This window comes from Paraburkholderia sediminicola, from assembly GCF_046026895.1.
GTDB classification, from domain to species: Bacteria; Pseudomonadota; Gammaproteobacteria; order Burkholderiales; family Burkholderiaceae; genus Paraburkholderia; species Paraburkholderia sediminicola_C.
In genome coordinates this window covers 1-10,469 of the sequence record NZ_JAQQEU010000132.1, presented here as the reverse complement: position 1 = coordinate 10,469, position 10,469 = coordinate 1, and the positions used below count along the sequence as shown (strand labels likewise).

The 10,469-nt window shown below is 65.0% G+C and carries 11 protein-coding genes; 8 read left to right on the top strand and 3 right to left on the bottom strand.

The features are described from left to right. Positions 1–93: 93 nt before the first annotated feature. The 3 genes from PQR02_RS38440 to PQR02_RS38430 form a co-directional block, all read right to left on the bottom strand. Complete coding sequence (locus PQR02_RS38440) at positions 94–498, bottom strand: RidA family protein (RefSeq protein ID WP_408243059.1); 405 nt, start codon at positions 496–498, stop codon at positions 94–96. A gap of 247 nt (positions 499–745) precedes the next feature. Further along, positions 746–976 (bottom strand): hypothetical protein, encoded by a 231-nt coding sequence (locus tag PQR02_RS38435; protein ID WP_408243060.1) that lies wholly within the window; start codon positions 974–976, stop codon positions 746–748. Positions 977–1,229: 253 nt separating this feature from the next. Beyond that, positions 1,230–2,450, bottom strand: a complete 1,221-nt coding sequence (locus PQR02_RS38430) for a Bcr/CflA family multidrug efflux MFS transporter (RefSeq protein WP_408243058.1) — start codon at positions 2,448–2,450, stop codon at positions 1,230–1,232. A gap of 268 nt (positions 2,451–2,718) precedes the next feature. On the opposite strand from PQR02_RS38430, the gene PQR02_RS38425 reads away from it, so the two are divergent. The 8 genes from PQR02_RS38425 to PQR02_RS38390 all read left to right on the top strand — a co-directional run bounded on the left by PQR02_RS38425 (position 2,719) and on the right by PQR02_RS38390 (position 10,317). Beyond that, positions 2,719–3,369 carry a hypothetical protein gene (locus tag PQR02_RS38425; RefSeq protein ID WP_408243057.1) on the top strand — a complete coding sequence of 217 codons (651 nt, stop codon included), beginning with the start codon at positions 2,719–2,721 and terminating at the stop codon, positions 3,367–3,369. 138 nt (positions 3,370–3,507) lie between these two features. Continuing rightward, positions 3,508–4,791 carry a glutamate-1-semialdehyde 2,1-aminomutase gene (gene hemL, locus PQR02_RS38420; RefSeq protein ID WP_408243056.1) on the top strand — a complete coding sequence of 428 codons (1,284 nt, stop codon included), beginning with the start codon at positions 3,508–3,510 and terminating at the stop codon, positions 4,789–4,791. Between the two features lie 67 nt (positions 4,792–4,858). Continuing rightward, positions 4,859–6,016, top strand: coding sequence for a bifunctional diaminohydroxyphosphoribosylaminopyrimidine deaminase/5-amino-6-(5-phosphoribosylamino)uracil reductase RibD (gene ribD, locus PQR02_RS38415; RefSeq protein WP_408243055.1), 1,158 nt, complete (start codon positions 4,859–4,861; stop codon positions 6,014–6,016). A 15-nt stretch (positions 6,017–6,031) separates the two neighbouring features. Continuing rightward, positions 6,032–6,646, top strand: a complete 615-nt coding sequence (locus PQR02_RS38410; protein ID WP_408243054.1) for a riboflavin synthase — start codon at positions 6,032–6,034, stop codon at positions 6,644–6,646. Positions 6,647–6,857: 211 nt separating this feature from the next. Then, entirely contained in the window at positions 6,858–7,991 is a 1,134-nt protein-coding gene (gene ribBA / locus PQR02_RS38405; RefSeq protein WP_408243053.1) for a bifunctional 3,4-dihydroxy-2-butanone-4-phosphate synthase/GTP cyclohydrolase II, read from the top strand. A 49-nt stretch (positions 7,992–8,040) separates the two neighbouring features. Continuing rightward, positions 8,041–8,547, top strand: a complete 507-nt coding sequence (gene ribH, locus PQR02_RS38400) for a 6,7-dimethyl-8-ribityllumazine synthase (protein ID WP_006050161.1) — start codon at positions 8,041–8,043, stop codon at positions 8,545–8,547. Then, positions 8,544–8,978 (top strand): transcription antitermination factor NusB, encoded by a 435-nt coding sequence (nusB, locus tag PQR02_RS38395; RefSeq protein ID WP_408243052.1) that lies wholly within the window; start codon positions 8,544–8,546, stop codon positions 8,976–8,978. The genes ribH and nusB overlap by 4 nt, the downstream gene beginning before the upstream one ends. A gap of 142 nt (positions 8,979–9,120) precedes the next feature. After that, complete coding sequence (locus PQR02_RS38390; RefSeq protein ID WP_408243051.1) at positions 9,121–10,317, top strand: pyridoxal phosphate-dependent aminotransferase; 1,197 nt, start codon at positions 9,121–9,123, stop codon at positions 10,315–10,317. The last annotated feature ends 152 nt before the right edge of the window (positions 10,318–10,469 follow it).

Genomic DNA, 10,469 nt, shown 5'->3' with positions numbered 1-10,469 from the left:
GGCCGGCAGGCCCGTTTTCCATTTGTGCCCGCTGTGTTCGCATGAGGTGTTCGAGCGAGCCGGCGAAAGTCGTCACGCCGCGTGGGCCGCGACCTACACCAGCGCAGTCGCCTCGACTTCCATCTTGAAGCCATAGTGCAATTGCGGCACCGGCACGACAGCACGCGCCGGTCGCGCTTCACCCGCCCAGCGCGCGTAAATCTGGTTGAAGCTCATCCAGTTTTCAATCTCGACGATATAGACGCGCACCTGCACCAGTCGCGCGATGCTGCTGCCGGCGCTCTCCAGCGCGGCTTTCACATTGGCCAGCACCTGTTCGGCCTGCGCCTCGAACGACGCATCGGCCAGCTTGTTGCCTTGCGCGTCGATCGGCAATTGCCCCGCAACGAAGGCGAAGCCATTCGCGATCGCGACATGGCTGTAGTGGCCGCCCGGCTTTGCGAGCGCGGCTGGGTTGTCCGTATGTGGCAAACGTGGATCGTGCTGGCTACCAGCCATGAATACGACTCCAAAAAATAACGACGCCCACGACGCGCGTGGTTGCTCTCACGATGACGCGCGCCGCACACTCGCGTGGCGAGCGTCTTCAGTCGCATTCCCGAAACAATGCGCAGTCACGCAGATGTGATCGCAGCCAATGAACGTGCATGTTGCATGCAGCAAGACGCGATACATCACATCGCGCAGCGTTCACTGCACCTCGCGCATCTCACATGCTTCAATAAGCACCCCGTCCGACGACGCGTCACACGCTAAGCGCCTCTAGCTTCTCGCGCGCATCGGCGCAACGGCGATTCAGGTCGCGATGCATCGGCTGGCTGTCGAGCAAAGCCGATACATCGGTCAAACCAAAATCAAAGCGCAAGACGTATTCGATGTCCGTGTAGTCGTGATAGGCGCCGCTGTCAGCCAGCTTCTGCGCTTCGGCGAAAGCGGCTTGTTGCCGTTCGCCATTCATCAAGTATCTGATCGCCATGATTGCCGCTCCGAGGAACAGTGACGCCATCATAGCAACGCAATTTGCTACGCACGGTCGCGCGCACGCAACACCTGGTGTTTTCCGTAGACGCGGCGCACCGGGCGTCGGCGTGAGGTCTGCAGGCAATATCAGCAGCATCGGCGGCGCCGGCATCCTCCGCGCGTCAGGCCGTGCGTGGACAGCCACACATCACCGCCGCACAACCTTCACGCTACGTTCACGCAACGTTCACCCAACCGCGAGGCAAGCATCACACCGCCGCGACCGGCGCCTTCGTCCCATGCCACCTGACGACCAGCATCCGCCCGACGTAGCACAGCGTTCCCGCGACGCCCACCACGATGCCCATGCCCCTGGGTGAGCCGTCCTGCCACAGGCCGACGGCCAGACTCGACAACGCGCCGAGCGCGAGCTGCACCGCGCCGAACACAGCGGCCGCGGCACCCGCGTTAAGCGGATAACGGTGCATCAGATCAGTCGTGCAATTGGCGGCCAACAACCCCACAACTCCGACCACGAAGAACAGGCCGAACACGATCGACCACAATCCGCCCCAGCCCGTCAGCGACACGAGAGACACGAACAGCGAAGCACCAAAGCTCACGGTTGCCGCAAAGGAAATGATCGGCAGCGAGCCGAGCCGGCCCACGAGGCGCGTATTCAGGAAGTTGCCCAGCATGATCCCGACGATGTTCAATGCGAACAGGAACCCGTAATGCTGTGCCGACACATGGAAGTATTCGATGTAGACGAAAGGCGTCGCCGTGATGTACGCGAACATCGACGCGAACGCCATGCCGCCGCACAGCATGTGCCCCCACGCGACCGGATCGCGCAGCAGCTTGCCGTAAGCGCCGAACGATTTCAGCAATGCCGAATGCGCGCGCTTTTCGCGGGGCCACGTTTCCGGCACCTTGAGGAACGCGGTTACCGCGCACACCGCGCCGAACAGCGTCAGCACGATGAACACCACGCGCCAGCCGCCCAGCAGCAGCAACTGGCCGCCGATCAGCGGCGCGAGCAACGGGCCGATCGACGTGACGATCGCTAGCATCGACAACACACGGGCTGCATCGGTCGGGCCGTGCGCGTCGCGCGCGATCGCCCGCGCCAGCACCGACGCCGCGCCGGCACCCAGCGCCTGCACGAAGCGAAATGCCACCAGCGAGCCGATAGAGAACGACAACGCGCACGCCACGCTCGCCAGCGCATACATGACGATGCCGCCGAGCAGCACCGGCCGCCGTCCATACGTGTCCGACAGCGGACCGTAGAGCAACATGCCGATCGAAAAGCCGAACATGAAACTGGTGAGCGTCGCTTGCGCGGCGCCGGTGTTGATCGCGAAGGCCTGCGCGATGGTCGGCAGGCTCGGCAAATACATATCGATGGAAATCGGCCCGCATGCGGCAAGCGCACCGAGCAACAGAATCAGCCGGCCATCGGGCCGGCTTCTGGTGACGTGAGACATGGGAATCCGGATGGAGCGCCGCGCCGTGATCGGCAGCGGAACCGGTGGAACGGTGAAAGCACCAACTTGACGACCTCGATTGTACGCGAGGGATCATGCTCACGAGGAGGCCGCTGTGTCTGTTGGGTCCAGCTGCCCTGCTGCACCCGGGGGTTGCGGCGGCGGCCCGCGGCAACTGGGTAGCCGATCGGTTAAGCTGCCGCCTGAACGCTTGGGAGCGCGCGATGTGGTCGCACTCCCTTCCCCAACATCCTGTTCCGAACACGCGATGACCGCCTTCCTGCTGATCTGGAGCCCCAAGAAATGGCCGTGGCCCGAGTTGCCCGACATCGCGAAACGCGTCGCCGCGGGCGTCGTTGTCAGCGACGTGTGGGGCTGCGGATTTGCGCGCGGCATCCTGCCGGGTGATCGGGTGTTTCTGCATCGCGTCGCCCAGCAGCCCAAAGGCATTTTCGGCTCCGGCTACGTGACCCGCGCGCCCTACGAGGTGCCCGACCCGGCGACGAAGCGGGGCTACCGTTTGTGCATCGACTTCGTGTACGACTGGCTGGTCGACGCGCACGAAGCGCCGGTGATCCCACGCGAGATGCTGCGCGCCCACCCGTTTTCCGTGCAGACGTGGGACGCGCAAAGCTCGGGCACGGTGATCAAGCCAATCGCCGAAGGCGCACTGGAAAAACGCTGGGCCGAACTCACCGGCAAACGCAAGCCGCCGAAGCTCGAACCGCCCGCGGGTCCCACACGGTCCAGCAAAGTCACCGCGCATGCCGCGGCGGCGGCAAAAAGCGCTGCAATGATGAATCAGTCAGCCACGAAGCCGAAGACGGCAAGCAAACTGACCGCTCAACCAGAGGCCACCCAACCCGCGCCCCGACCAGCAACGAAGAAGATAGCGACGAAACGCGCACAACAGGGTTGACCATACGCGCACCTCGCCAGAGCAGCCGCAAGACCTGTTCATGCTGACTCCGGTACAATTTCTCCACCTATCCCAGCATCGCGCGAATCGCCCACGAGCGGCCTGCGCCGCTGCGCAACCCCAATTCCCGTCATCGCCATGTCCAGAAACGAAACCCTCTTCGAACGCGCGCAACGCACCATTCCCGGCGGCGTGAACTCGCCGGTTCGCGCCTTTCGCTCCGTCGGCGGCACGCCGCGCTTCATCGAACGCGCGCAAGGCCCCTACTTCTGGGACGCGGACGGCCAGCGCTACACCGACTACATCGGCTCGTGGGGCCCGATGATTCTCGGCCACGTTCATCCGGAAGTTCTCGAAGCGGTCCAGCGCGTGCTCGCCAACGGCTTCTCTTTCGGCGCGCCGACCGAGTCGGAAGTGGAAATCGCCGAAGAAATCTGCAAGCTGGTGCCGTCGATCGAACAGGTCCGCATGGTGTCGAGCGGCACGGAAGCCACCATGAGCGCGCTGCGTCTCGCGCGCGGCTTCACGAACCGCAGCCGCATCGTCAAGTTCGAAGGCTGCTACCACGGTCACGCAGACAGCCTGCTCGTCAAGGCCGGCTCGGGTCTGCTGACCTTCGGCAATCCGACTTCGGCGGGCGTGCCGGTGGATATCGCCAGGCACACCACCGTCCTCGAATACAACAACGTGGTTGCACTCGAAGAAGCGTTCAAGGCATTCGGCAACGAGATCGCTTCCGTGATCGTCGAGCCGGTCGCGGGCAACATGAACCTCGTGCGCGCCACGCCGGAATTCCTGCAAGCATTGCGGCGCCTATGCAGCGAATACGGCGCGGTCCTGATCTTCGACGAAGTGATGTGCGGCTTCCGCGTCGCGCTCGGTGGCGCGCAACAGGTATACGGCATCACGCCTGACCTCACCTGCCTGGGCAAGGTGATCGGCGGCGGGATGCCGGCGGCGGCCTTCGGCGGCCGGCGTGACATCATGGCTCACCTCGCGCCGCTCGGCGGCGTCTACCAGGCGGGCACGCTGTCGGGCAATCCGATCGCGGTCGCAGCCGGCCTGAAGACGCTGCAGCTGATCCAGGCGCCGGGCTTTTACGACACGCTCGCCGCGCGCACAGCGCGTCTTGCGCGAGGTCTCGCCGAGGTCGCACGCGCAGCGAAAGTGCCGTTTTCGGCCGACTCGCTCGGCGGCATGTTCGGCCTCTACTTCACCGAGTCGATCCCGTCCAGCTTCGCCGAAGTCACGAAGAGCGACGTGCCGCGCTTCAACGCGTTCTTTCACAAGATGCTCGACGCGGGCGTGTACTTTGCGCCGTCGGCATATGAGGCGGGCTTCGTTTCGATCGCTCACGACGACGCGATCATCGACGCCACGATCGATGCGGCGCGAGGCGCCTTCGCGTCGCTCGTGGCCTGAGGCCGGCACCGCATAGCAAGCACCTGAACCGAAACGCAGCACGACCCAACCACCGCACCCGACCCCGATGTTTTCGCAAACCGACTTCGTCCATATGGAACGCGCACTTGCATTAGCGAGGCGCGGCATGTACACCACCGACCCGAATCCGCGGGTGGGCTGCGTGCTCGTCAAGAACGGCGAAGTGATCGGTGAAGGCTTCACGCAACCGGCCGGCCAGGATCATGCGGAGATCCGCGCGTTGAAGGACGCGCGCTCGCGCGGTCATGATCTGCGCGGCGCCACCGCCTACGTGACACTCGAACCGTGCAGCCACTTCGGCCGCACGCCGCCGTGCGCAAATGCGCTCATCGAGGCGCAGGTGGCGCGTGTGGTCGCCGCGATGGAAGATCCCAATCCGCAGGTGTCCGGACGAGGTCTCGCGATGCTGCGCGACGCCGGCATCGAAGTACGCTGCGGACTGCTCGCCAACGAAGCGCATGAGCTGAACATCGGCTTCGTGTCGCGCATGACGCGCGGCCGCCCCTGGGTGCGCATGAAGGTGGCGGCTTCACTGGACGGCCGCACCGGCCTGCCGTCGGGCGTGAGCCAATGGATTACGGGCGCAGCGGCGCGTGCCGACGGGCACGCGTGGCGCGCCCGCGCTTCGGCGATCCTGACCGGCATCGGCACCGTCAGGGAAGACAATCCGCGCATGACGGTGCGCGCCGTCGACACGCCGCGCCAGCCGCAACGCGTGTTGATCGACAGCCAGCTCGACGTGCCGCCGCACGCGCAGATCCTGGCCGGCGCGCCCACGCTGATCTTCTGCGGCAATCTCGATGCGCGGCACACCGATCGCGCCAACGCGCTGCGCGAGCGCGGCGCGGAGATCGTCCAGTTGCCGAACGCGGCCGGCAAGGTCGATCTTCCTGGCGTACTCAGCGTGCTCGGCGAGCGCAACGTGAACGAACTGCACGTCGAAGCGGGCTATAAGCTAAACGGTTCGCTGCTGCGCGAAGGCTGCGTCGACGAATTGCTCGTCTATCTCGCGCCGAGCCTGCTCGGCATGGATTCGATGAGCATGTTCAATCTGGGCGCGCCCGAAACGCTCGAGGGCCGTGTCAAACTGAATTTCCACGCGGTCGACCGGATCGGCGACGACCTGCGGATTCTCGCGCGCTTCGCGCCACAGGCCGCATCCGAAGCCGGCAACCCGCCCGCGCCTCCGTCCGTTTCGAAATGACTAGGGATTAGCACGATGTTCACAGGAATCGTCGCGGCAGTGGGCCGCATCGAATCAGTCAGTCCGCTGGGCACCGACGGCGACGCGGGCTTGCGCCTGAACGTCGAGGCCGGCGGTCTCGATCTCGGCGACGTGCAGCTCGGCGACAGCATCACGATCCAGGGCGCCTGCATGACGGTGGTCGCGAAAACCGCTCATTCGTTCGAAGTCGACGTGTCGCGCGAAAGCCTGAACTGCACGGCGGGCCTCGGCGAGACTGGCGAAGTCAACCTCGAGAAGGCGCTGCGCGCGCACGACCGGCTCGGCGGCCATATCGTCTCCGGCCACGTGGACGGCCTCGGCACGGTCACGCATTTCGCGCCGGTCGGCGAATCTCACGAACTGCGCGTGCTGGCGCCGCGCGAGATCGGCCGCTATCTGGCGTACAAAGGCTCCATCACGGTCAACGGCGTGAGCCTGACGGTCAACTCGGTTAAAGATCGCGACGAAGGCTGCGAGTTTTCGATCAACCTGATTCCGCACACGGTCGAAATGACCGCGCTCAAGCGTTTGCGTGAAGGCACGCAGGTGAATCTGGAAATCGATCTGATCGCGCGCTACGTCGAGCGCATGCTGAACGCGCCGAAATAACGGGCTGGCGCGAAGCCCCAAGCCGGGCCAAGCATGGGGCTGGCGGCGGCGCCCTGCCGCTGTCAGCCGGTTCATGCGGCCATCGTTTCGACGAGCATAGCAACGGCGCACGGCTCGTCGCCAGTCGGCCAAACCGCCTATGCCATCCGGCAGAGGCGACTTGCACTCGCGGGTGGCGTAAAATACGCGCTTTCCCGAAAATCTCGCCAACATGACGCTCGCCTCCACCCCAGAGATCATCGCCGAACTCAAAGCCGGCCGGATGGTGATCCTCGTCGACGAAGAAGATCGCGAAAACGAGGGCGACCTCGTGATCGCCGCCGAGTTCGTCACACCGGAAGCGATCAACTTCATGGCCCGCTACGGCCGTGGCCTGATCTGCCTGACGCTGACGCAGGAACGGTGCAAGCTGCTGAACCTGCCGCTGATGACTTACCGCAACGGCACGCAGTACGGCACCGCCTTCACCGTCAGCATTGAAGCGGCCGAAGGCGTGACCACCGGCATTTCGGCAGCCGACCGCGCCCGCACGATCGCCGCGGCGGTCGCCCCGGACGCCAAGGCCGACCATATCGTGCAGCCGGGCCATATCTTCCCGATCATGGCCCAGCCCGGCGGCGTGCTGGTGCGCGCCGGCCATACCGAGGCGGGTTGCGACTTCACGGCGCTGGCAGGGCTCACGCCGGCCGCGGTGATCTGCGAAGTCATCAAGGACGACGGCACGATGGCGCGTCTGCCGGACCTGATGGAGTTCGCGCAGGAACACGGCCTGAAAATCGGCACGATCGCGGATCTGATCCACTATCGCAGCCGCACCGAGTCGATCGTCGAACGCATTTGCGAGCGCACCATGCAGACGGCGCACGGCGCGTTTCGCGCGGTCATGTATCTCGACCAGCCGAGCGGCCAGCCGCACATCGCTCTCGTGCGCGGCACACCGACGCCCGAGCGGGACACACTGGTGCGCGTGCACGAACCGCTGTCGGTGCTGGATCTGCTCGAAGTCGGCGAATCCACCCACTCGTGGACGCTGGATGCGGCGATCAAAGAAATCGCCAAACGCGATCTCGGCGTGATCGTGCTGCTCAATTGCGGCGACTCGAAAGATCATCTGATCGACGTTTTCAAGGCGTTCGACTCGAAGGAAAAGGCGCAGGCGCTCAAACGCCGGCCGGTCGACTTCAAGACGTATGGCATCGGCGCGCAGATTCTGCGCGAGCTCGGTGTCGGCAAGATGCAGGTGCTGTCGAACCCGCGCAAGCTGGGCAGCATGTCGGGTTACGGTCTCGAAGTCACGGGCTTCGTACCGATGCCGGGCAGCATCGCGCAGGCTCCGCAAGGCTGATCCGACCATTCACGCGCTTAGCGCCCACTCAAAACACTACGGAATTCACATGGAAATCGGACAATACCAACCGAATCTGGACGGCGACGGACTGCGCATCGGCATCGTCCAGGCGCGCTTTAACGAACCCGTCTGCAACGGTCTCGCGGACTCCTGCATCGAAGAACTCGAACGCCTCGGCGTGACCGGCGAAGACGTGCTGCTCGTCACCGTGCCGGGCGCGCTGGAAATTCCGCTGGCACTGCAAAAGCTCGCGGAAAGCGCGCAATTCGACGCGCTGATCGCGCTCGGCGCGGTGATCCGCGGCGAAACGTACCACTTCGAACTGGTCTCGAACGAAAGCGGCGCGGGCATCACGCGTATCGGCCTCGACTTCGGCATTCCGGTTGCGAACGCCGTGCTGACCACCGAAAACGACGAACAGGCCGTCGCCCGCATGACCGAAAAGGGTCGTGATGCCGCACGCGTGGCCGTCGAAATGGCGAACCTCGCTGTCGCACTCGAACAGCTCGGCGGCGACGACGAAGAAGAAGACGAAGAAGAGGAAGAGGCATGAAGAGCGCCCGCCGACGCTCCCGCGAACTGGCCACGCAGGGGCTTTACCAGTGGCTGCTGTCGGGTTCGCCCGCCGGTGAGATCGACGCGCAACTGCGCGGCGCGCAAGGTTTCGACAAGGCGGACCACGAGCATCTGGACGCGATCCTGCACGGCGTGATCCGCGATTCGGAAGCGCTGTCCGCAGCCATCGCGCCGTGTCTCGACCGCCCGCTCGAGCAGCTCTCGCCGGTCGAACGCGCCGTGCTGCTGGTCGCCGCGTTCGAACTGAAGAATCACGTCGACATTCCGTATCGCGTGATCATCAACGAAGCGGTTGAACTCGCCAAGACGTTCGGCGGCGCGGACGGCTACAAGTACGTGAATGGCGTGCTGGACAAGCTGTCGGCGCAACTGCGCGTCGAAGAAACGCAGGCGGCCAGGAGGCGTTGAGCGTCGCGCGCATGACCCCGGCAGGATCGCGTCATGCGCCGCGCCCAATGCGGCCAGTCGAGCCGCCCGCAAGGACGCCCCGCGCGCATGACGGTTCGCGCACACGCCGTCCCGCTTTTGCTTCTGAATTGGATTTGATCGTATGAACTCCGTGACCGAACCCTTGGTGCGGCTTGCTGCGCGCGTCGACGCCATCCAGCCTTTCTACGTGATGGAACTGGCCAAGGAGGCCGCACTCCTCGAGCGCGACGGACGCGACATCATTCACATGGGAATCGGCGAACCCGATTTCACCGCGCCCGAGCCGGTCATCGAGGCGGCGGCTAGCGCACTGCGCCGTGGCGTCACGCAGTACACCAACGCGCTCGGCCTGCACGCGCTGCGCGAAGCGATTTCGGCGCATTACGCCGAAGTCTACGGCGTGAACGTCGATCCGGCGCGAATCGTCGTCACCGCCGGTGCATCCGCCGCGTTGCTGCTGGCCTGCGCGGCACTCGTCGATCGCGACGACGAAGTGCTGATGCCCGATCCGTGCTACCCGTGCAACCGTCATTTCGTGATCGCCGCCGAAGGCAAGCCGGTGATGGTGCCGAGCGGCCCGGCCGAACGCTTCCAGCTGACCGTCGCCGACGTCGAGCGCCTGTGGAACGAGCGGACCCGCGGCGTGCTGCTCGCGTCGCCGTCGAACCCGACCGGCACGTCGATCGAGCCGGCGGAACTCGAACGCATCGTCAAGGCCGTGCGGGCGCGCGGCGGCTTCACCATCGTCGACGAGATCTATCAGGGCTTGAGCTACGATGCGAAGCCCGTGTCGGCGCTCTCGTTCGGCGAAGACGTGGTCACCGTCAACAGCTTCTCGAAGTACTTCAACATGACGGGCTGGCGGCTGGGTTGGCTCGTGGTGCCGCCCGGCATGGTCGGCGCTTTTGAAAAGCTCGCGCAGAACCTGTTCATCTGCGCGTCGGCGCTTGCCCAGCATGCGGCGCTCGCCTGTTTCGAGCCGGCGACCATCGCCGTTTACGAAGCGCGGCGTCTCGAATTCAAGCGCCGCCGCGACTTCATCGCGCCGGCGCTGGAATCGCTGGGCTTCACAGTGCCGGTGATGCCCGACGGCGCGTTCTATGTCTATGCCGATTGCCGCACCGTCGCGCATCCGGCGGCCGGCGACAGTGCGGCGCTCACCAGGTCGATGCTGCACGATGCGGGCGTGGTACTGGTGCCGGGCATGGACTTCGGCACGCATGCGCCGAAGGAGTACATCCGGCTGTCGTACGCGACCGCTTATCCGAAGCTGGAAGAAGCGGTTGAGCGGTTGGCGAAGCTGTTTGGGCGGCACTGACCGGCCTGGCGTGGCGGCTGCGGCTTTGAAGGGGGCGGCGCCGGCCATGGGTGAAGGCACGGCGTGACCCGCCGACCGTCGGACCGCGCGGGAGCGGAGCCCTTCACGATCACCCGGGCCTGCCAGACGCAAAAAAAGGACACCAATCGGTG

What these genes read in the sequence shown, in the direction of transcription:
- PQR02_RS38440 (WP_408243059.1), bottom strand. Translation starts at nt 498, where the DNA reads ATGGCTGGTAGCCAGCACGATCCACGTTTGCCACATACGGACAACCCA.
- PQR02_RS38435 (WP_408243060.1), bottom strand. Translation starts at nt 976, where the DNA reads ATGGCGATCAGATACTTGATGAATGGCGAACGGCAACAAGCCGCTTTC.
- PQR02_RS38430 (WP_408243058.1), bottom strand. Translation starts at nt 2,450, where the DNA reads ATGTCTCACGTCACCAGAAGCCGGCCCGATGGCCGGCTGATTCTGTTG.
- PQR02_RS38425 (WP_408243057.1), top strand. Translation starts at nt 2,719, where the DNA reads ATGACCGCCTTCCTGCTGATCTGGAGCCCCAAGAAATGGCCGTGGCCC.
- hemL (WP_408243056.1), top strand. Translation starts at nt 3,508, where the DNA reads ATGTCCAGAAACGAAACCCTCTTCGAACGCGCGCAACGCACCATTCCC.
- ribD (WP_408243055.1), top strand. Translation starts at nt 4,859, where the DNA reads ATGTTTTCGCAAACCGACTTCGTCCATATGGAACGCGCACTTGCATTA.
- PQR02_RS38410 (WP_408243054.1), top strand. Translation starts at nt 6,032, where the DNA reads ATGTTCACAGGAATCGTCGCGGCAGTGGGCCGCATCGAATCAGTCAGT.
- ribBA (WP_408243053.1), top strand. Translation starts at nt 6,858, where the DNA reads ATGACGCTCGCCTCCACCCCAGAGATCATCGCCGAACTCAAAGCCGGC.
- ribH (WP_006050161.1), top strand. Translation starts at nt 8,041, where the DNA reads ATGGAAATCGGACAATACCAACCGAATCTGGACGGCGACGGACTGCGC.
- nusB (WP_408243052.1), top strand. Translation starts at nt 8,544, where the DNA reads ATGAAGAGCGCCCGCCGACGCTCCCGCGAACTGGCCACGCAGGGGCTT.
- PQR02_RS38390 (WP_408243051.1), top strand. Translation starts at nt 9,121, where the DNA reads ATGAACTCCGTGACCGAACCCTTGGTGCGGCTTGCTGCGCGCGTCGAC.